Annotated in this window: 19 protein-coding genes; 17 read left to right on the forward strand and 2 right to left on the reverse strand. The window is 26.8% G+C overall.

What is annotated here, in order from left to right; translation table 11 throughout:
* The first annotated feature begins 356 nt into the window (after positions 1 to 356).
* From CLPU_RS11720 to CLPU_RS11770, 11 genes are all read left to right on the forward strand, one after another.
* On the forward strand, positions 357 to 1,454 hold the full coding sequence (locus CLPU_RS11720; RefSeq protein WP_050355859.1) for an RNA ligase RtcB family protein: 1,098 nt from the start codon (positions 357 to 359) through the stop codon (positions 1,452 to 1,454).
* A gap of 202 nt (positions 1,455 to 1,656) precedes the next feature.
* Complete coding sequence (locus tag CLPU_RS11725) at positions 1,657 to 2,079, forward strand: MarR family winged helix-turn-helix transcriptional regulator (protein WP_235436173.1); 423 nt, start codon at positions 1,657 to 1,659, stop codon at positions 2,077 to 2,079.
* A 77-nt stretch (positions 2,080 to 2,156) separates the two neighbouring features.
* The gene (locus CLPU_RS11730) at positions 2,157 to 2,777 is read left to right on the forward strand and encodes a GNAT family N-acetyltransferase (RefSeq protein ID WP_050355861.1); all 621 of its coding nucleotides are present in this window, start codon (positions 2,157 to 2,159) and stop codon (positions 2,775 to 2,777) included.
* Positions 2,778 to 3,056: 279 nt separating this feature from the next.
* Positions 3,057 to 3,809: a peptidyl-prolyl cis-trans isomerase gene (locus CLPU_RS11735; RefSeq protein ID WP_050355862.1), complete on the forward strand. Its 753-nt coding sequence runs from the start codon at positions 3,057 to 3,059 to the stop codon at positions 3,807 to 3,809.
* A 313-nt stretch (positions 3,810 to 4,122) separates the two neighbouring features.
* Positions 4,123 to 5,196 carry an ABC transporter ATP-binding protein gene (locus CLPU_RS11740; RefSeq protein ID WP_050355863.1) on the forward strand — a complete coding sequence of 358 codons (1,074 nt, stop codon included), beginning with the start codon at positions 4,123 to 4,125 and terminating at the stop codon, positions 5,194 to 5,196.
* An 8-nt stretch (positions 5,197 to 5,204) separates the two neighbouring features.
* On the forward strand, positions 5,205 to 6,098 hold the full coding sequence (locus tag CLPU_RS11745) for a carbohydrate ABC transporter permease (protein WP_050355864.1): 894 nt from the start codon (positions 5,205 to 5,207) through the stop codon (positions 6,096 to 6,098).
* Between the two features lie 10 nt (positions 6,099 to 6,108).
* The gene (locus CLPU_RS11750; protein ID WP_050355865.1) at positions 6,109 to 6,933 is read left to right on the forward strand and encodes a carbohydrate ABC transporter permease; all 825 of its coding nucleotides are present in this window, start codon (positions 6,109 to 6,111) and stop codon (positions 6,931 to 6,933) included.
* 29 nt (positions 6,934 to 6,962) lie between these two features.
* Entirely contained in the window at positions 6,963 to 8,285 is a 1,323-nt protein-coding gene (locus CLPU_RS11755) for an ABC transporter substrate-binding protein (RefSeq protein WP_050355866.1), read from the forward strand.
* Between the two features lie 61 nt (positions 8,286 to 8,346).
* Positions 8,347 to 8,901: a CD3072 family TudS-related putative desulfidase gene (locus CLPU_RS11760; protein WP_050355867.1), complete on the forward strand. Its 555-nt coding sequence runs from the start codon at positions 8,347 to 8,349 to the stop codon at positions 8,899 to 8,901.
* Positions 8,902 to 9,006: 105 nt separating this feature from the next.
* On the forward strand, positions 9,007 to 9,522 hold the full coding sequence (locus CLPU_RS11765) for a DUF2179 domain-containing protein (protein ID WP_050355868.1): 516 nt from the start codon (positions 9,007 to 9,009) through the stop codon (positions 9,520 to 9,522).
* 4 nt (positions 9,523 to 9,526) lie between these two features.
* Positions 9,527 to 10,162: a cyclase family protein gene (locus CLPU_RS11770; protein WP_050355869.1), complete on the forward strand. Its 636-nt coding sequence runs from the start codon at positions 9,527 to 9,529 to the stop codon at positions 10,160 to 10,162.
* Between the two features lie 412 nt (positions 10,163 to 10,574).
* Here the strand turns inward: CLPU_RS11770 and CLPU_RS17050 are convergent, their stop codons facing one another.
* Positions 10,575 to 11,708, reverse strand: a complete 1,134-nt coding sequence (locus CLPU_RS17050; protein WP_050355870.1) for a DUF5667 domain-containing protein — start codon at positions 11,706 to 11,708, stop codon at positions 10,575 to 10,577.
* 190 nt (positions 11,709 to 11,898) lie between these two features.
* Between CLPU_RS17050 and CLPU_RS11780 the strand changes: the two genes are divergently transcribed.
* The 5 genes from CLPU_RS11780 to CLPU_RS11800 all read left to right on the forward strand — a co-directional run bounded on the left by CLPU_RS11780 (position 11,899) and on the right by CLPU_RS11800 (position 17,596).
* On the forward strand, positions 11,899 to 12,585 hold the full coding sequence (locus CLPU_RS11780; RefSeq protein ID WP_050355871.1) for a sigma-70 family RNA polymerase sigma factor: 687 nt from the start codon (positions 11,899 to 11,901) through the stop codon (positions 12,583 to 12,585).
* The gene (locus tag CLPU_RS11785; protein ID WP_050355872.1) at positions 12,575 to 13,480 is read left to right on the forward strand and encodes an anti-sigma factor domain-containing protein; all 906 of its coding nucleotides are present in this window, start codon (positions 12,575 to 12,577) and stop codon (positions 13,478 to 13,480) included. The genes CLPU_RS11780 and CLPU_RS11785 overlap by 11 nt, the downstream gene beginning before the upstream one ends.
* Before the next feature lie 550 nt (positions 13,481 to 14,030).
* Entirely contained in the window at positions 14,031 to 15,218 is a 1,188-nt protein-coding gene (locus CLPU_RS11790; RefSeq protein WP_050355873.1) for a coenzyme F420-0:L-glutamate ligase, read from the forward strand.
* 221 nt (positions 15,219 to 15,439) lie between these two features.
* Positions 15,440 to 16,132 (forward strand): response regulator, encoded by a 693-nt coding sequence (locus CLPU_RS11795; RefSeq protein WP_050355874.1) that lies wholly within the window; start codon positions 15,440 to 15,442, stop codon positions 16,130 to 16,132.
* 3 nt (positions 16,133 to 16,135) lie between these two features.
* The gene (locus tag CLPU_RS11800) at positions 16,136 to 17,596 is read left to right on the forward strand and encodes a sensor histidine kinase (RefSeq protein ID WP_050355875.1); all 1,461 of its coding nucleotides are present in this window, start codon (positions 16,136 to 16,138) and stop codon (positions 17,594 to 17,596) included.
* Between the two features lie 242 nt (positions 17,597 to 17,838).
* Here CLPU_RS11800 and asnB read toward each other — a convergent pair whose 3' ends face one another.
* Positions 17,839 to 19,683, reverse strand: coding sequence for an asparagine synthase (glutamine-hydrolyzing) (gene asnB, locus CLPU_RS11805; protein WP_050355876.1), 1,845 nt, complete (start codon positions 19,681 to 19,683; stop codon positions 17,839 to 17,841).
* A gap of 631 nt (positions 19,684 to 20,314) precedes the next feature.
* Between asnB and CLPU_RS11810 the strand changes: the two genes are divergently transcribed.
* Positions 20,315 to 21,100, forward strand: a complete 786-nt coding sequence (locus CLPU_RS11810; RefSeq protein WP_050355877.1) for an ABC transporter ATP-binding protein — start codon at positions 20,315 to 20,317, stop codon at positions 21,098 to 21,100.
* Positions 21,101 to 21,102: the final 2 nt, after the last annotated feature.

Genomic DNA, 21,102 nt, shown 5'->3' on the forward strand with positions numbered 1-21,102 from the left:
TCATAAACTGTCACCTTTTTCTCTTAACTTAGTGTCCAGTTTATTATACCATTTCACCCCAAATATTAGATTTTTTGTCTAACATTTGGGGTGCACTTCACTTAGCTGGCGGATATTTATTTTAAAATATAATATATGTAAAATAAATCTTATAGTTTAATAATGTAAACATTTTAATTGGTAGGATATAACTTCATATGATAAAATAGGCATGTATTATTTAAATATGTGGAAGGGCGTGATTACAATGACTAAAACATTGAATAAGATGAGGGAATACAAATAAGACTAAAGTATAATCATTATCTTATTATATTCTCTCAAAAAAATAATACTAAAAGTTAAGAGGAGAGAATATGAATAGAAAGATTACAGTTGTAAAAGGAGAAAAATCTTGGATAGAAAGTAATGCAATTGAACAACTTAAAAGAGTTTCAGAATTAGAGGGTATAGTCAAAGCTGTAGGATTACCTGATTTACATGTGGGAAAAATACCTGTTGGGGCTAGCTTTGTAACAAAAGATATTATTTATCCACATATTATAGGAAATGATATAGGATGTGGTATGACTATTTTTTCAACAGATATAAGGAAAAATAAATTTAAAATTGACAAAATAATTAAAAGACTAGAAAAGTTAAATGGAATTGAAAATGTAGATATTACAAAGTTTTTAAAAAATATAGATTTACCCTTTAAAGAGAAACTAGGAACTATAGGTTCAGGCAACCATTTTGCAGAGTTTCAAGAAATTGACCAAGTATTTGATCATGAAACATTAAAGAATATTTCTATAGACAAGAATCAGATATATTTATTAGTACACAGTGGTTCAAGAAGTTATGGAGAATATATTTTGAAAAAGTACATTGAAAAATATTCATGTCAGAATGGATTAAAAATAGATTGTGACGAATTTCAAGAATATTTAAATGAGCATAATAAAGCTGTAGACTTTGCAACTTTAAATAGAGAATTAATAGCATATAGAATTTTAAGTTGCATTAATGGAAAGGAACATAAAAAAATACTAGATAGTGTCCACAATGGTATAGAGAAAAAAGAAATAGATGGAGAAATATATTATATTCATAGAAAAGGAGCTACACCGTCAGACTTGGGATGTGTTGTGGTAGCAGGATCAAGAGGTTCAAAATCTTATATTGTAAAACCAAAGGATAATCTTATAGAATATGCATTTTCTATTTCTCACGGAGCAGGTAGAAAATGGTCCCGTTTTGGGTGTAAAGAAAAACTTGAAAATATATATTCTAAAAAGTCTATAAGACAAAATAAATTAATTCATAATTTAATATGTAATGATAAGAATATAATATATGAGGAAGCTCCAGAAGCATATAAAAATATTGAAAGAGTAATAGAAGATATGATTGATGCAAAAATGATTAAACTTGTAGCTAGTTTAAATCCTATTATTACTTATAAAGTATGATGTGTAGTAATATAGACTGTTATAATTTAATAGTTTTAAAGTTTTATTTATATTATATTGTTAAATAGAGATATATTTAATTAATAACTCCTGTTTTGAACAGGAGTTATTTTATAGAGTGTAATTTTTAATATGTACAAATTATTTATTTCATGATAATATATTTCTATAATAGAAATAAGAGGTGTTTTTAGTGGAAAATATGGAGTTTGTTGATACTATGAGAACTTTGGAAGATATTTATGAAAAATATGAGAAAAGAGTAAGTATTCAGATTTCTAATGATGATTATAATAATCTAACTTATGCTGAAACAAGGACATTATATGCAATAGGATATCCAGAAGGAAAATACATGAAGCAAATTTCAGAAATCCTTGGTATAGCTTCTAATACAGCTACTGTAGCAGTTAATCGTTTAGAGAAAAAAGGTCTTGTGAAAAGAGAATTAGGGTTAGAAGATAAAAGACAGTTTTTAATTAGCCTTACAGAAGATGCAAAGAAGCTGTTGGATCAAGTAGATAAAATATTTATAGATGAAATGAAGCGGTTATTTGCACCTCTTTCTGATACGGAAATATTATTGTTAAAAAATCTTTTATTGAAAATTAACTCAAAGTACTAATTTTTTTAATACAATACTTCTATTATAGAATTATATTCCTAAAAAATTAAGAATTAAAAAGGATTAGGAGGATTCTTATGGATGATTTAATATTTAGAGAGTTTAAGATGTCAGACTCTAAAGATTTATATAGTTTAATAGACTGTACTTGGGATTTTAATAGATTTATAGGTAATTCTGAAGATACAGCACTTGCTACAGAAATTTTTTTCCTTATAAGTTTATATTCATCAACTTATACACAAGTTATTGAAAATGATGGGAAAACTGTAGGACTACTATTTGGTAGAATAGATAAAGAATTTAATCTTTTGAAAAAGTTGAAGTGCAATTTTATAATATTAAGAAAATTAATTAGCTTTTTATTTAATAAAAATGAAAAATTATCATCATTTTCTGATTTAATTAAAAGGGGAAGAGACCTTACATATATGCCAAAAAACTTAAAGAAGATGTTTGATGGAGAAATAACATTATTTGTTGTAGATTCTAGGTGTAGAGGAAAGGGAATTGGAAAATCTCTCATGAATAATTTTATAGATATATGTAGGGATAAGAATCTAAAAAAAACTTATCTATTTACAGATACAGAATGTAATTATGGTTTTTATGAAGCTTATGGTTTTAAAAGAATTAGAGAAAGAAACTATAAATATCGTATAAAAGACGGAGATATAAGCATAGGAAATTATATATAGTTTAGCACTATAGAATATGTTTTATTTTAAGTTAATTAACATAATGGGTTAATTTATACATTGTTTAATAGTATATAGTTTAATATATAAAGTTATATTATATTTCATATTTATTATTAAAAAATATAATATAAATATTATCATCAAATTTATATCATCGTCATATACTGTACTGAGTGTTTGACAATATCAAGGTAATGTGATATTTTCAAAATAAAATAAAAATAAAACTGCAATAACATTTGGTATTGTATGTTTTAAAAAGGGAGAATTTAGATTATGAGTGAAAATAAAGTATTAGCAGTAGTGAATGGTAAAGAAATAACAGAACAAGACGTACAAACTCTTTTAACAAACTTAGGAGAACAAGTAGCAATGCAAATACAATCACAACCTGATGGTAAGAACAGGCTTGTGCACGAATTAATCAATCAAGAATTAATGTACTTAAATGCTATTGATAATAGTTTGGATAAAGATGAATATTTCGTATCAGAATTAGAAAAAACTAAGAAAAATCTTTTAATACAATACTCTGTTAATAAACTTATAGGTGATGTGTCTGCTACAGATGAAGATGTAGTTAAATATTATGATGAAAATAAAGAAAAATTTAAACAACCAGAAACTATCAGAGCTAGCCATATACTAGTTAAAGATGAAGAAGAAGCAAAAAATATAATAAGTAAATTAAATGAAGGACTTTCTTTTGAAGAAGTAGCTAAAGAAAAATCTGAATGTCCATCAAAAGATAGAGGTGGAGATTTAGGATACTTTGCTAGAGGTAGTATGGTACCTGAATTTGAAGAAGCTGCTTTCAAACTTGAGAAAGATGAAATAAGTGAGCCTGTAAAAACTCAATTTGGATATCATATAATTAAGCTAAATGATAGAAAAGAAGCTGGTATCAGTCCTTTAGAAGAAGTTAAGCAACAAATTACTCAACAAGTTACTAACTTAAAGCAACAAGATAAATACTTAAGCAAAACTAATGAACTTAAAGATAAATATAAAGTAGAAATAAACTTATAAATATAGAAGATATAGATAGAATTTTAAGTTATTAAAAAATAATTCTATATACTAGATATTTTTATATTAAATATGCTAAATTAGATAAAAGCAAAATTTCATTATAAACTTATAATGAAATTTTGCTTTTTTATTTTTGAAAGTATATTAAAAAATATATTAAATATATAATAGTGAATTTTAAAAAATTGTATAGAATGATAGTATTTGTTAATATGAAAAAATTTATCATAGAAAAATTCTATTATAAGTGCAATCGTTTTCATGCTAGAATAAAAGTTGGTGTTAATAATAATGACTACAAGGTGATTTCATGAAGATAACAATAAAAAATCTTACGAAGAAATTTAAAGATGTAGTAGCAGTAAATGAATTGAGTGTAGATATAAACGATGGGGAATTAGTGACTTTTCTAGGCCCAAGTGGATGTGGAAAAAGCACTACCTTGTTTACTTTAGCTGGACTTTATAGCCAAGATAGTGGTGAGATATACTTTGACGATATTTTAGTAAATGATATAGATACAGAGAAGCGAAATATAGGTATGGTTTTTCAGAACTATGCACTATATCCACATATGACAATTCTTAAAAATATTATGTTCCCTTTAACTATGATGAAAATATCAAAAAAACAGGCTAGAGATAATGTAGATGAAGTAGTTGAATTACTTAAAATAAAAGAATTACTAAATAGAAAACCAAATCAGCTATCAGGAGGACAACAACAAAGAGTGGCTATAGCACGAGCATTAGTGAAAAAGCCAAGTGTTCTACTTATGGATGAGCCCTTGTCTAATCTTGATGCAAAACTAAGATTACAAACAAGAGAAGAAATTAGAAAACTACAGAAAAAGCTAAATATAACTACTATCTTTGTCACACACGATCAAGATGAAGCAGCTAGTATATCAGATAAAATATTATTGATGAATAAAGGTAAATTACAACAGTATGATGAGCCAAGAAATATTTATGATAATCCTAACAACTTATTTACAGCAAAATTTATAGGGAGTGCCCCTATAAATACTTTTGAAATACATAAAATAGACGAGAAATGCTATATTCACAATACGAATATTGAAATTAATATTGAAGAAGATCAGTTTAAAAATACTTTAAGTGCAAGATTAATAGGGGCAATAAGACCTGAGGATTTAGTAGTTTGCTCTAAAGAAGAAAGTCACTTTAGTGCTATTTTAGATCAAATACAGATGATAGGAAAAGATAATTTATTAGTATTTAATTTAAATGAATATAAATTTAGATGTTTCACTTCACCTGAATATAAGATATCTCAAGGGGATAGAGTTTATTTAAAGATAAGAAAGGACAAGCTACATATTTTTAACAGCGAGACATTTAACAATATTAAGCTTCAATAGGTGATTACATGAAAAAAAGTAAAGAGATAAAAAATTTTTTGAAAGGAATGCTATACCTTGCTCCTACATTTATAATATTAGGAATATTTCAGATATATCCTATTATTAAAGCATTAGCAATGAGCTTTTATACCAAGTATAACTATTTTAAGCATATTGTATTTGAATATGGACTTGATAATTATATTAGTATTTTTAAAGATGATAACTTTATATTAGCTATGAAAAATACTTTTATATTTGTATTAGGAGTAGTACCACTATCAATTATTATAGCTACTTTTTTAGCCATGATACTTAATTCAAATATACTCTTTAAAAAGTTCTTTAATAGTGTACTTTTTTTACCATTTGTGACTAGTACAGTAGCCGTATCAGCAGTTTGGAGATGGATATTTCATTCTGAATACGGTATATTGAATCACTTTCTTGGCTTATTTGGAATTGATCCTATTAAGTGGTTAATTGATCCTAAATGGGCAATGGTAAGTTTAATTATTCTAAGCATATGGAAAACATTGGGATACAATATATTGATTATATTAACAGGATTACAAAATATCGATAATCAATATTACAATGCAGCTAAGATAGATTCTGCTAATGCATGGAATAGATTCATACATATAACACTTCCATTGCTGTCACCAACAATTTTTTTTGTAATGATTACGTCTCTTATAGGAGCATTTAAGGTATTTAGTGAAGTATATGCATTATTTCACAAGATGCCAGGGCCTGTAAATTCTTGTTTAACAATGGTCTACTACATATACGACAAATTAGCAAATCAATTTTCTTATGGTATAGCTTCAGCAGCTTCTGTAGTGTTATTTGCTATTATATTAGTAATTACCATTGTTCAATTATACATAGGTAGAAAAATGGTTCACTATAAATAAGGAGTTAAAAATGAAGAAGATAAAGATACTTAATGTACTTTCATATACTATTTTAATAGCTGGATGTGTTATTACACTTTTGCCTTTTATTTGGATGCTAAGTACATCTTTTAAAGGGTCAGGTGAGATATACATATTACCACCAAAATTTATACCAGATACCTTTAACTGGGGAAATTATAATGAAGTATTTAATAGAGTTCCTATGAAAACTTACTTTATAAATAGCTTAGTAGTTACTTTTATTGTTACTATAGGTACACTTATTACGTCAATTTTAGCAGCTTTTGCTTTTTCAAGGATTCAATTTAAGGGGAGAGATATAATCTTTGCTATTCTTTTAGGAACGATGATGGTACCTGGTGAAATGTTAATAGCACCAAACTTTGTAACATTATCAAAGCTTAATCTTATAAACACGAGACCAGCACTATACATACCTTGGCTTGCAAGTGTATCTTCAATATTCTTTGTAAGACAATTTTTTCTTACAGTACCAGAAGAATTATACCATGCAGCTAAAGTAGATGGTTGTAGTGATTTTAAATATATGATAAAGATTATGGTTCCTTTTTCAAAACCAGCACTTATAACAGTGGGGTTACTTAAGATAATATACAGTTGGAATGAATTTTTATGGCCATTACTTATGACTAGTACACCTGATAAAAGAACACTTCCTGTAGGATTAACTAACTTTATGACAGAAGCAGGAGCACATTATAACTTGCTTATGGCATATTCCAGTATAGTTATTATACCTATTATTGGTATTTATATATTTTTACAAAAGTATATTATGAGTGGTGTAACAAGGGCTGGAATTAAGGGATAATAATAAGAAACAAAAGGGGGAAATATGACATGAAAAGAATTTTATCACTATTTTTAGTAATAGCTATGGTGGTAGGAATGGTAGGCTGTAATAAACAGCAAGAAACTAATACTAAAGATGTAGGACAAGCGCAAAACAAATCTACAAAACCTGTAGAAATTGAGTTTTGGCATGCTTTAGCAGATGAAAATGGAGAAGTGTTACAATCATTAGTTGATAAGTTTAATAAACAAAATCCTAATATAAAGGTAAAAGCAGTATTCCAAGGACACTATAAAGAATTATTTGAAAAACTCAATGGAGCTGCACAAGCAGGAAATTTACCAACATTATCAATGATATATTGTAATAGACTTTCAGCATATGTCCTAAATGATTTAGTACAAGAATTAGATCCATACATATTTGACAAGAAAATTGGAATGGATAAAAAAATATGGGAGGACATTCCGAAACCTCTTAGAGATAATGGTATGTGGAATGGAAAACACTTTTCTCTTCCATTTAATAAAAGTGCTTACTTAATGTATTATAACGTAGATGCACTTAAAGAAGCTGGAGTAGAAGTTCCTACTACTTGGGAAGAGCTGAAGGAAGCTGGTAAAAAGTTATCTAAAGATGGAAAAAAAGGAATAGCTTTCAATAAAAGTGTTGGGGTAGATTTTAGTTACTGGGTAGAACAAGCAGGTGGACACATATATGATGAAAAAACAGATACTATATTAATAGACACTCCAGAGACTAAAAAGGCTTATGAGTTTATAGTTGGAATGGTAAAAGAGGGAATTGGAAAGGTAGCATTTGAAGATGGATACATAACAGGTCCTATGTCAAGAGGAGAGTCTTTCATAGGATTTGCGACATCTTCAAATCTGCCTGAAATGGAAGAAGCTTGTAAAGAAACAGGAGTAAATTGGGCAGTAGCAGAACTGCCAAAAGGAGAAAAGCAAGCATCACTATTTGCAGGTACAGATATAACTATGTTTAATACATCAACAGATGAACAAAAGAAAGCTGCTTGGGAGTTTATGAAGTTCTGGTTTGCAGAAGAAACTACAACGGAATGGGGAATTAAGTCAGGATATTTACCTATGACTAATTCATCAACAAGGTCTGATAAATTCCAAGAATTCTTGAAAACGGACTCATCGAAAAAGGTAGCTCTTGATCAGTTTTCTTATGCATATCAAGATCCAAAAGTTTTAAATGGATATGCAATTCATAAAAATATGCAAGAGGCATTAGAAGAGATATTATCAGGTAAAAAGACTATTGAACAGGCGTTAAAGGATGCACAGCAAAATACAAGAAAAGAACTAGATGAAGCTAAGAAGAGTTTCGCCAAAGAATAATATTTACAAGGGATGATGCTAAAAACATCATCCCTGTTTTATAAAATAGGAGGATGGATAGATGAAAAAAAGATCTAAAATGGTTTTAGTTTCTCATTGTATACTAAATCCTTGTTCAAAAGTTGAAGGAGTTAAAAAAGATACTTCATATAATTTAAAGTTAGTAAAATATTTTATGAAAAATGATATAGGTATAATACAATTACCGTGTCCAGAAATGTATATGTATGGATCGAAACGTTGGGGTCATGTAAAAAATCAATTTGATACTAGATTTTTTAGAGAACAATCTAAAGAATTGCTAAATCCTTTAATAAGCCAGATAACTGATTATGTAGAGAATGATTATGAGATTATTGGTGTAATAGGGATAAATGGAAGTCCAAGCTGTGGGATTAATAAAGTATGTACAGGAGAAACATGGGGAGGAGAATTCAGAAACTTAGACATAGTAAATAGAAAAGTTAAAGAATTAGTGTATTCTGATGGTAGTGGTGTTTTTATGGAAGTATTAATGGAATCTCTTAGATATTACGATATAGATGTTCCTTTTTATCCTATAGAGGAATTTAATCCAGATGATATGATAAATGAAACAATAAGTAGAATTATATAATAAATTTAACTTTTCACCTTATAATGAAAGGGTAGAATACCATATAATAGGATATACTTTATTTTATAGAGGGTTTACTAAACTAAATGTTAGAAGGTGAAATTTATGGATTTTCTAATTATTTTTTTCGCTAAGATTTTTGAAGTATCATTAACAACTATAAGAACTGTATTCTTGGCAAGAGGGGAAAAACTTATTTCCTCTGTTATCGGATTTGTAGAAGTGTTAATCTGGCTGAAAATAGTTAGTGTAGTATTAGTAGGTATAAATGAGAGTCCACAAAAAATGTTTGCTTATGCTTTAGGATTTGCTTTCGGAAACTATGTAGGATTAATAGTTGAAGAAAAGATAGCACTAGGACACTATACTATTCAAGCGATAGTTAATAAAGAAGCTGGAGATAAACTAGCTAAATTTCTAAGAGAACAAAATATAGCTGTAACAGAAATGACTGGTAAAGGAAAAGATAATGAAAAAAGTATTTTACTAATACATGTAAGAAGAAGAAATAAACAAAATATAATATCATTAATAGAAGAACATTCTACAAAAGCGTTTATAACCATAATAGACGCAAAGCAAATGTTTGGTGGTTATGGATTAACAAGAAAAAGGAGATAAGTATATGAATATAATTGATCTTTCACAAGAACTTGATATCAGTATGCCTACCTATTCAGATGATAGTAAACCAGTTATAGAAAAGGTATCTACAATCCAAGAAGACGGATACAATGAAACAAGGCTAAGTATATATTCTCATTTAGGAACACATATAGATTCTCCATTTCATATGCTGAGTAAAGGATATTCACTAGAAAAGTTTACTATAGACAAATTTGTAGGAAATGCATTTGTATTGGATATATCTAATCTTAACTTAAAGTGCTTAGAAGTTAAAGAGTTAGAAAAATATGAAAAGAATATATCCAATTGCCAATTTTTAATTATAAAGACAGGATGGAGTAAATACTGGGGAGATGAAAAATACTTTATAGATTTTCCAGTGATGACAGAGGAATCTGCAAAATGGTTAGGTAAGTTTAGCTTAAAGGGAATCGGTATAGATGCGATATCAGTTGATCCAGTAGATACTATAGATTATTTTATACATAAAATATTATTTAATAATAATATGGTTATTATAGAAAACCTTACTAACTTAGAAAAGTTACCAAGTGAATTCATATTTTCTGCTACTCCATTTAAATATAAAGAATCAGATGGTTCTCCAGTGAGAGCTATAGGAATTATATTATAATAAAAGCTTGAAAAATATATTGCCAAAGTTAAAAGATTTTATACATAATATCTTTTAACTTTGGCATTTTAAAATATATGATATAGTGGGAATTACAAAGTTTGTGTTACTGATTTGAGCTTGATTTCTATTATTGATCTAGCCAAAGAAAATTTTTATTTAAACTCCTCAGGCTTGTTAATATTTAATAAAAGCTGTTAATAGCTTTGTTAGAAAAAGTCTTCTAAATTTAAATTAATTTGATTTTCTTTAGTAAAATTATTATAGTTTCTGTTATTATTTTCTCTAGAGTGTTGATATTTTACTAAGGTATTTTTTCATAGTATTATTTTATCTATATTATTTGGATTTATATTTAGTGTTTGTGTTATCTTTTTATTTTAAAGGAACAATTATTTTACTTTAACACAATTTATTTTTTATGTTTTTCTTCTTTATTGTTATTGTATTTATTTTGTCCTTCTACTTTCTCTTTTTTTACTTTATTTTCTTTTGTTTCTTGTACTTTTGTTTCCTTTACTTTGTTTTCTTTTGTTTTATCTTCTTTTGGATTTGTTTCGTTTGCTTTTTTTACTTTATCTTCTTTTATTTTGGTTTCGTTTACTTTCTTTACTTTATCTTCTTTATTAGTTTCTTTTTTATTTATTTGATTTGAACTTTTAACTTTTATATTATTACTTTCTACTACTTTTTTACTACTATTGCTTATATTATTAGTATCTATCGGTGTTGTATTTTCTTCTTCAGAACTATTTGTAGAATTATCGACTGCTGGTTCTTCTTCTACTATTTCTTCTTTATTTTCTTCATCTTTTTGCCCTAATTTTTTGAATTTTTTAACTACACTTTGTTTTTCTTCAAATGAAGCTCTAAACTCTTCTTTAGCTTTGTCATATTCTTCTTGCCTTGATTTTAAAGCCTGCTCTATAACCTTAATTAACTCTTCATTTCCTGATTCTTCAGCTTTTTTCATAGCATTTTGTGCCATTCTTAAAGCTTTTTTAGCAGCATTAAATTTGTGTCTTTTTTCAACCATATTAGCTACTGCTTCTTTTTTTGCTTTTTGCATTTCTATTACTTTACTTATTGTTTCTTTTGCATTTCCTTCAAGATAATTTTTAATTTTATTTAATACTTCTATGGATTTTTCCTGATGTGATAATATATATATATTTAGTTTTTCTAAGTTTTCTTTAATTTCTTTCTCATCTAAATTTGAATTAATATTTGTTAATTCTTTTATAGCATTATCCAATTTTTCATTATATTGATTTACTGTTTCTTCAACAAGCTCTTGCTTACCTTTTTCCGCCATAACTTGACTTTCTCCAAGTCTTTCTTCTGCTACTTCAGATATAATATTAACTTTTTCTTCCCCTGCTGAGGCCATTTGAACTTTTAGGTTATCTAGTTTAGTATCCATAGTGTAAAGAATACTATCTGGTGTAACTCCAGCCTTATCTTTTAATGTTGTAACTTCTTCTGCATTTACATTTAAACTTGTTGCTACGAGTAAAGTAGCGATAATTGCTGATGTTATTTTCACATTTGATTCCTCCTTAAGTTTAGTTTTTACTCTTATATATTAACTACGTGTTGAGCTTTTTATTTTTAAGGGGTATGAAATAATTTATTTTTAAAAAAACTTTATTTGATACCCCCTAAAAAATATGTTAGATTACGTATATCATAATAAGTGTAGATATATATAGAAAGGTGGTTAGATTAGACTTAATATGATAGATGACAATAATAGAGACGAATTTATAGAAGAAAATAAACAATTTATATATAGTGCAGCAAGTTCAGTTTGTAAAAAAAAGCTTTCATGGGAAAATGACGATGAATTGAGTATAGCTATGATAGCATTTAATTCTGCTTGCGATAAATATAATAAAAATAAAGGTAATTTTTTAAGTTTTGCAAAAGTTTTAATAAGAAACTCATTAATCGACTTTTTTAGAAAGTCTAAAAGTTACGTTTCTCTTAATTTCTCGTTTAATAAATCTGATAATGATGAAAAGATTAATAATATTCAAGATAAAATTTCTATATCAGAATATGATAAGCAGATAGAAAATAGTAAGAGGGCATCTGAAATAAGTCAACTTTCCAAAGAACTTCTACAGTATAATTTAAATTTTTCAGATCTTATAAAATCATCACCTAGCCATAAGAATACCAGAAATGCACTTTTGAATATTGCATTTATCTGTATACAAGAAGTACATATAATTGAATATATAAAAACTAAGAAAATGCTTCCTATAAAAGAGCTGATGTTAATCACAGGAAATAATAGAAAGTATTTTGAAAAGTGGAGAAGATATTTAATTGTTCTTATAGTTATTTTATCAAGTGAAGAATATCCATATATTAAATCTTATCTTAAAATAAAAGTTGGTGAAAAAAATGAAAACTAAAAAAGGAATAGTTATGGAAAGTAATAAAAATTACATAGTTGTATTAACAGATGATGGTCAATTTGTGAAACTTAGAGCAAAAAATAACCCTCCAAAAGTTGGTGAAATTTACATTGGTAAAGAAGTAACATCTATACGTAAGTTTGTATCAGTAGCTTCTATTCTTTTCTGTTTACTATTTGGAACAGGTGTTTATGCATATAACACTCCCACATCATCAATTATTATTGGTAATAGTTCGGATATAAAGATAGAAGTTAATATGTTCAATAGAATAATTAAGACAACACCTTTAAATGACAAAGGGAATGAAATACTTAAGTCTGTTAATGTAAAACATAAGCCTATTGACAAAGGTATTAAAATTATAGACAGCAAAAATGAAAAAAATAGTACACAGAATAAAAATAATCCTATAAAAAAAGAAAGTAATGAAATTAATAAAGGCAGTAATAAGATCAATAATAAAGATAAAGAAATTGATTATAAAGAAGTCGATAATAAAGATAAGGAAATTGATTATAAAGAAGTCGATAATAAAGATAAGGAAATTGATTATAAAGGAGCCAATGATAAAGATAAGACAATTTATAAAAAGAATCAAAATAGTATGGTAAATCAAAGTAATAAAAATAAGGGAAATATAAAATCTAAAGATAGAAAAAATCCTAATGTTAACAGCTCTTTTTCGAATAATAATGTTAAGCAGTTAGAAAAGAAGTATGAAAAAAGTAAAAGCAATAAGGAAGAACAAAAAACTTTAAAGAAACAGTATAAGCAAAAGAAACATGAAAAAAAGTTAGAAAATAATCAGAGACATAATGAAGTAAATCCCAAAAGTCAATTTATAAATCATAAAGGTGTTAAAGTTAAGAAGGGTAAGTGGAACTATTAATTATAGTTTGTATAATGTTAGTCCAGTTTTATAGTTAGAAATATAATAGAAATATATCAAAGAGAGTGTAAAATAGTCTATGTAAACTTTAGAAAATGATATAATAAATTATCAGAATGAAGGTATCATAGACTATGTTTTTTCTAGAGATAAACTTTCAATATAATATACTTAATCTAAATTTAACAATAATTAGTTACATTAAATATGTTTATTTTATAACTATTTAACAATACAATATGTTGTCTTAATTAAGTATTAATAATATTAAAAATACCATAGTAATAATTTTTCAAAAAGTATTAGTACTTCAAAACTAGTAATTTTGATATAAAAAATTAACTAACAGAACGATTTAATATAAATAATTTTCATATCAAATCTTATAGTAATTTTACCAAAGTGGTTAATACTAATAGTAGATTATTAGTAACATATATATAACTAACGTATATATTTATAATTTGAGAAAAAATCCATCTTTGTGTTATAATTATACGTGATAAAAAACAGAGAAGTAGCATATTAGCATACAAAGGAGAGAACGAATATGGCGAGAACAGTAGGAACTACTGCTAGAGGAATAAGAACACCTATTATAAAAGAAGGAGATGATCTAGCAAACATTGTTGTTAATTCTATAATGGAGTCTATGAAAGATGAGGGTTATACTCTTAGAGATAGAGACGTTATAGGTATAACAGAATCATTGGTTGCAAGATCACAAGGAAACTATGTATCAATAGAGGACATAGCTTCTGACATTAGCAAAAAGTTTGAAGGTGATATTGCAGTTATGTTTCCTATACTAAGTAGAAATAGATTCTCATCAATTCTTCAAGGAATAGCTTTAAGTGGTAAAAAAATTCATCTATTTTTAAATTATCCATCTGATGAAGTTGGAAATCATCTAATGGATATAGATAAAATGGATGAACTTGGAGTTAATCCATACACAGACTTTCTTACTGAAGAAAAATATAGAGAGCTTTTCGGAAAAAATGTAGAACATCCATTTACAGGAATTGACTATGTTAAAATGTATAGGGATATTGTAAATAATGAAAATATAGAAATATATCTTACAAATGATCCTAGAGAAGCACTAAGATATACTAAAGAAATACTAGTAGCTAATATCCATGAGAGACATAGAACTAAGAGGATATTAAAAAAAGCTGGAGCGGAAAGAGTTTATGGATTAGATGAAATATTAAATGAATCTATAAACGGCAGTGGATTTAATCCTGAATATGGATTACTTGGTTCAAATAAAGCTACTGATAATACAGTAAAATTATTTCCTAGAGATTGTAGCGAAATAGTAAATAATATTCAAAAAATAATAAAAGAAAAGACAGGAAAGAATGTAGAAGTAATGGTATATGGAGATGGTGCTTTTAAAGATCCGGTAGGTAAGATATGGGAGCTTGCAGATCCAATAGTATCACCAGGATATACAGAAGGACTTAAAGGAACTCCAAACGAAATAAAGTTAAAATATATAGCTGATAATGAACTTAAAGATATGAAAAATAATGAGATGGTCGATGAAATAAAGAAAAAGATAAAAGAAAAAGAAGAAAATATTAGTGGAGAAGCTCAATCATTAGGAACTACTCCAAGACAAATAACAGACCTTTTAGGAAGTTTATGTGATCTAATTAGTGGTAGTGGTGACAAGGGAACTCCAGTAGTACTTATACAAGGGTACTTTGATAACTACGCTACAGAATAACTTTCTAAAAGATATAACATTATAGAATTGTAACTAAAAATAGGGGAATTATCCATAATTAGGATAGTTCCTTTATTTTTAGTTACAATTAATAAAAAATTAAGTTACATTTTTATAGATTTCATAAATTTGGTTGAAACATTTATATTAAATGTGATATATAAGAAGTGGTATTGCAATATCTAACATATGAAATATGAGATTGAATAGAGGGAATGAGTATGAAACAAAAAAAAATCTTGGTTATAGAAGATGAAAAACCTATAGCAGATTTAATATCATATGGATTAAAAAAAGAAGGATTTATTGTAAAAACTGCTAATAATGGTGCTGATGGTTTAACACTTGTTGATAAGTTTACTCCAGATTTAATGTTGTTGGATTTAATGTTACCAGATATTAGTGGATTTGATATATGTAAAAATGTCGTAGAAGTATATAATATTCCTATCATAATGTTAACAGCAAAATTTGATATAAATGATAGAGTACAAGGACTTGAATATGGAGCTGATGATTATATAACAAAACCATTTGACTTAAGAGAGGTTGTAGCGAGAATAAAAACAATACTAAGAAGAATAAATCAATTTGAGGTAGATAAGAATAAGTTTAAGCAAGATGTGATAGAGTTCAAAGGAATCGAAATATATAAAGATGAACATATGGTAAAAAAAGATGGTAAGATAGTAGGACTTACACCGAAAGAGTATGAATTATTAGTAGCTTTATACAATAGTGATGGGAGAGTACTTGCACGCTCACAGCTTTTAGACGTTGTATGGGGATACGATTATGTCGGAGATACTAGAACAGTTGATATGCACATTCAAAGACTTAGAAAAAAGCTAGGATCAAATGATATTATAAAAACTGTATTTGGTGTTGGATACAAGATAAATAAGTGGAGTTAAAATATGATTAAGTCTATAAAAACAATAAAATTTAGACTTCCTTTTAGTTTGTTTATTATATTTTTTATATCTTTTGTTTTACTTAACTATTTAGTTAATAATATGCTAGAAAAAAATAATGAAAAAATAATTACAAATCAATTGATTAGTCTAAAAAAGACTTCTAATGTATATGTAAGACAGTTGTTCATGATAAATCATTTGAATAATGATGAAAAGTGTTTTAAAAAAATTGTAAAAGATATGATAGAAGAATTAAATTCTGTTACTGAAAGTGATATAAGTGGATATGATACAAAGGGTAAATACATGTATTCTTCAAATAAAGAGAAATTTATGAAAGTCAAAGGAAAAGATTTAGAAAATGCTGTTCATGGTAAGACCTCTTATACTATAAAGTATGATAATAAAAATACAGAAGCATATTTTTCTTATCCGGTTGTAGTTTCAGGTAGGAAAGTAGGAATTTTAAGATTTATTAAAGACTATTCATCATTATATCAACAGAATCAATTTGTAAGTAAGATTGTTTTCTATATTACCATATTTGTTTTTATTATGGCATTTATACTTTCTTATTTGTTGTCAAGAAATATATCTAATCCTATTCTTAAACTAGCTAAGGCTTCTAATGAGGTAGCAAAAGGAAATTTAAAAATAGATATTTATAGTAATAGAAGAGATGAGTTAGGAGACTTGATAAGAAATTTTTATAAGATGGTTAGAAAAATTGAAGAACAATTAAAAATTATAGAAAAAGAGAGAGATAGTCTTGTTCAAATTAATAAATATAGGGAACATTTTCTTGATAATGTTACACATGAATTAAAGACACCTCTTACAACTATAATAGGTTACTCTGAAATGATTAAGGAAAATGAATTTACAGATATAGACTTTTTTAGATCTGGAATGAATCATATAACAGATGAAAGTAGAAGGCTTCATAATATGGTACTTGAACTTTTAGAACTATCAAAAAACTCTACTACAGTTTCAAATGAATTTACAAGAATCAATATAGGGAAATTATTAAAAAATACATGTAGTGATATGCAATTTAAGGCTAAAAGATATAACAACACAATATATTGTGATATCCACGATAATATCTATATTAATGGTGACGAATCAAAGCTTAAACAGGTATTCATAAATATTATTGATAATGCTATAAAATATGGATATTATGGCTCACTTATAAAGGTTGAAACTTATGTTGATAATAACTTTATAGAGATAAAAGTTAAAAATAAAGGAGAAGGTATAAAAAAAGAGAATTTAAATAATATTTTCGACCCTTTTTATGGATCAAGTAAGAATGGATCAACAGAAATAGGAAGTTGTGGCTTAGGACTTTCGATATCTAAAGCTATCATTGATAATCATAACGGAATAATACAAATTGAAAGTGAAGAAAAAAAAGAAACTATAGTTACTATAAAATTGGCATTAACTTCATAGTACAGAATTAATAACTTTAGAAAGTGAAACATATATACAAAAACTAAATAAAGATAAGGCTGTAAATCAAAATATGTTATATAAAGCTTATAAAGTATTTTATTTAAATTGAAGTAAAGATAATAAAAAATTTTAGATAAAGTAAAAATGAAAAGTAGTATAGATAGTTATAATAAATATATTGTTATAGAACTCAATGACATTAAAAGTAAGTATTAAAAAGGTGATATTATCACCTTTTTTTAATCTTTAATAAAGATCTTATACCATATTATAAAGGTAAGTATAGTCCATATTTTTCTACTATAGTCAATTTTACCTTTTCTATGTTGGTTAATTAATTTTATGATATATTCTTTATCAATGTATTTATAAACAACATCTTCTTTGACTAGGTCTATAGCCCATTCATAGAGTTCATCTTTTAACCAATGTCTTATTGGTACTGGATAACCTAGCTTTTTTCTTGTAACAACACTTTGAGGAAGTTCATCTCTGAAAGTTTCTCTTAAAAGATACTTAGTTGTATTTCTATTAATTTTATCACTTAAAGTTAATTTAGAAGCTACTTTAAATACTTCTTTATCTAAAAAAGGAACTCTTATCTCTAAAGAATGAGCCATTGACATTCTATCAGCTTTCGCTAGAATATCCCCTTTTAACCAAGTATTAATATCTATATACTGCATTTGAGTAACAGGATCAAGACCTGAAACTTTAGAAAATAAAGGTTGTGTTATAAGTTGTGGGGAGAAGTTTTTAATATAGTTTTTAAGAAAATAAGCCTTTTCTTTTTGACTAAATATTTTTGCATTTCCTAAATATCTTTCTTCTAGAGGAGTACAACCTCTTTCTATGAAGCTTTTTCCTTTAACTCCTTCAGGAATCAAACTTGAACCTAACTTTAATGATTTTTTTATTGCATTAGGAATATAAGAGAAAAAGTTTAAAGATAATGGTTCATGATATATACCGTACCCACCAAACAGCTCGTCTGATCCTTCTCCAGATAATACAACTTTTACATGTTTACTAGCTTCTTGACATACAAAGTATAGGGGAATAGTGGAAGGATCTGCTATGGGATTATCCATATGGAATATGACATTTGGTAGTTCTTTTATAAAGTCTTCAGAAGATACTGTAATATTTATATTTTCTACATTAAGTTCACTTGCAGTTTCTTGGGCTAGATCAATTTCACTATATCCATTTACTTCAAATCCTACAGTGAATGTCTTTATTTTAGGATTTATTTTTTTGGCTAGAGCTGTAATTATTGTAGAATCAATTCCTCCAGACAGAAAAGTAGCAACAGGAACATCGCTTATCATATGAGCTTCAACAGAATCTTCTAATACCTTTCTTATAGAAGACTTTCTTTCATCTATTTTTTTTACTTCAGGAGAAAATCTTAAAGAAGCATATCTACTTATTTTAAGATCACTATTACTTTCTTTTTTTAACATACAACCAGGCTCTAAAATATGAATGTTTTCTAACATTGTTTTAGGCTCAGGTACAAATTGAAAAGATAAGTAATCATGTAATGAATGTAAATCAACTTTATTATTGACAATATTACTTTGTAATAAACTTTTTGATTCTGATGTACAATATATACCATTTTCGTTTTCTGTGTAGAAAAGTGGTTTGATTCCAAATTGATCTCTTACTGCAATTAATCTTTGATTTAGTTTGTCCCAAATAACTATAGAAAACATTCCTCTAAGATGTTTTACAAACTCTTCATCATAATGTTTATATAATGTTAAAATTACTTCTACTTCAGATTTCGTTGAGAAAGTGTAACCTTCTTTAATTAAGCTTTCTCTTAATTCAACATGATTATAGATTTCGCCGTTAAAAACAATATGATAATTATTATAATCATAAGAAAATGGTTGTTTGCCATTTTCTAAATCTATTATACTAAGTCTACAGAATCCCAAAAAAACTTTATCATCATGATATACCCCTTTTTCATCAGGCCCTCTATGTTTCAGTGAGTTAAGCATGACCTCTAATTTATCTTTACTATTATCATCTAAAGAACTATTACTAAAAAATGTTATAAAACCACACATATGCATCCTCCCTAAATAGTTATAGAATGTATAATTAAAAAAATCGTTTGTGAAAAACGACTCGACGCTTTACTTTATAAAAAGATCTAAACATATCTAAAATCAACATCCAACCCACATTATAATATCTAAATGTGTAAGAAACTTATCTTAGATGTATACAAAATGTAAAATTTTAAGGAATTATGTAGAATATAGGGATTTCAAGTTTCTATAAAAACTTCTATTAGCATTTATGAAATTTATCTGATGATATATAGTGCATAACTCAAAAGATGCATTTAAAACTTTTAGTGATAAATTTGATAATAATAAGATGGGAAGGACAATACTCGTAGGATATATAGGACTAAAATTTTGATCAGAAAAACTTTAATTTTTATATTTGCAATTTAAAATTAAAGTTAGAACTATATCTGCATAAGATTAATAGCTCCAAATATTATGGATTTTAAATATGATTTATTATATAATAGCTTTAATAGTGGAAAAAAATGCAAATGATGAACTATAAAGAATCATTAAAAGACCTAGAGTTTTTACTATAATTTAAAGACAAATTACATCTAGCTAATAGTTAGATGTTTTTTATTAGAGCATTAAATATCTCAACTAATTAGGAGTGATATATATGAATAAAGAACCTATTATAACTATAAAAGATCTGAGAATGAACTATGGTGATGGAAAAGATATTTTAAAGGGAATAAATTTAGAAGTATATCCTGGGCAAATAATAGGGTACATAGGCCCTAATGGGGCTGGAAAAAGTACTACAGTTAAAATATTACTTGGAATAATAAGTAATTATAGTGGTCTAATTAAGATATTTGGTAATGAGATAACACAAAAAGATATTGAGTATAAAAAGAGAATAGGATACGTTCCAGAAGTTTCTGAATTATATGAAAGTCTTACAGCTCGAGAATATTTAAACTTTATAGGTGAGTTATACGGTATGGATCAAAATAAAATAAATAATAAATCTAAAAAACTTATGAGCTTATTTGGAATAGAAGATCAATATGATTCGAGAATATCATCTTACTCAAAGGGAATGAGACAGAAATTACTTATAATATCTAGTCTCATTCATAATCCAGATATATTATTCTTAGATGAGCCCTTAAGTGGACTTGATGCTAATAGTGTTATGGTATTTAAAGAAATTTTAGCTAAACTTGCATCACAAGGAAAAACTATATTTTATTCTTCACATATAATGGAGATAGTAGAAAAAATAAGCGATAGAATACTTCTTATAAACAATGGTGAAATTGTAGCAGATGGAACTTTTGAAGAACTAAAAGAAACAAGTAAGGAAGGATCTTTAGAACAGATATTTAATCAATTAACAGGATTTGATAAACATGGAGAAATAGCAGATGAATTTATTGCTACATTACAGGAGGCTTAGGA

The organism is Gottschalkia purinilytica (assembly GCF_001190785.1).
Classification (GTDB): domain Bacteria; phylum Bacillota; class Clostridia; order Tissierellales; family Gottschalkiaceae; genus Gottschalkia_A; species Gottschalkia_A purinilytica.

Coding starts and splice junctions, on each gene's coding strand:
- CLPU_RS11735 (WP_050355862.1), top strand. CDS start 3,057: ATGAGTGAAAATAAAGTATTAGCAGTAGTGAATGGTAAAGAAATAACA.
- CLPU_RS11755 (WP_050355866.1), top strand. CDS start 6,963: ATGAAAAGAATTTTATCACTATTTTTAGTAATAGCTATGGTGGTAGGA.
- asnB (WP_050355876.1), bottom strand. CDS start 19,683: ATGTGTGGTTTTATAACATTTTTTAGTAATAGTTCTTTAGATGATAAT.
- CLPU_RS11740 (WP_050355863.1), top strand. CDS start 4,123: ATGAAGATAACAATAAAAAATCTTACGAAGAAATTTAAAGATGTAGTA.
- CLPU_RS11780 (WP_050355871.1), top strand. CDS start 11,899: ATGATAGATGACAATAATAGAGACGAATTTATAGAAGAAAATAAACAA.
- CLPU_RS11750 (WP_050355865.1), top strand. CDS start 6,109: ATGAAGAAGATAAAGATACTTAATGTACTTTCATATACTATTTTAATA.
- CLPU_RS11725 (WP_235436173.1), top strand. CDS start 1,657: ATGGAGTTTGTTGATACTATGAGAACTTTGGAAGATATTTATGAAAAA.
- CLPU_RS11795 (WP_050355874.1), top strand. CDS start 15,440: ATGAAACAAAAAAAAATCTTGGTTATAGAAGATGAAAAACCTATAGCA.
- CLPU_RS11765 (WP_050355868.1), top strand. CDS start 9,007: ATGGATTTTCTAATTATTTTTTTCGCTAAGATTTTTGAAGTATCATTA.
- CLPU_RS11730 (WP_050355861.1), top strand. CDS start 2,157: ATGGATGATTTAATATTTAGAGAGTTTAAGATGTCAGACTCTAAAGAT.
- CLPU_RS11745 (WP_050355864.1), top strand. CDS start 5,205: ATGAAAAAAAGTAAAGAGATAAAAAATTTTTTGAAAGGAATGCTATAC.
- CLPU_RS11785 (WP_050355872.1), top strand. CDS start 12,575: ATGAAAACTAAAAAAGGAATAGTTATGGAAAGTAATAAAAATTACATA.
- CLPU_RS11720 (WP_050355859.1), top strand. CDS start 357: ATGAATAGAAAGATTACAGTTGTAAAAGGAGAAAAATCTTGGATAGAA.
- CLPU_RS11810 (WP_050355877.1), top strand. CDS start 20,315: ATGAATAAAGAACCTATTATAACTATAAAAGATCTGAGAATGAACTAT.
- CLPU_RS11800 (WP_050355875.1), top strand. CDS start 16,136: ATGATTAAGTCTATAAAAACAATAAAATTTAGACTTCCTTTTAGTTTG.
- CLPU_RS11760 (WP_050355867.1), top strand. CDS start 8,347: ATGAAAAAAAGATCTAAAATGGTTTTAGTTTCTCATTGTATACTAAAT.
- CLPU_RS11790 (WP_050355873.1), top strand. CDS start 14,031: ATGGCGAGAACAGTAGGAACTACTGCTAGAGGAATAAGAACACCTATT.
- CLPU_RS11770 (WP_050355869.1), top strand. CDS start 9,527: ATGAATATAATTGATCTTTCACAAGAACTTGATATCAGTATGCCTACC.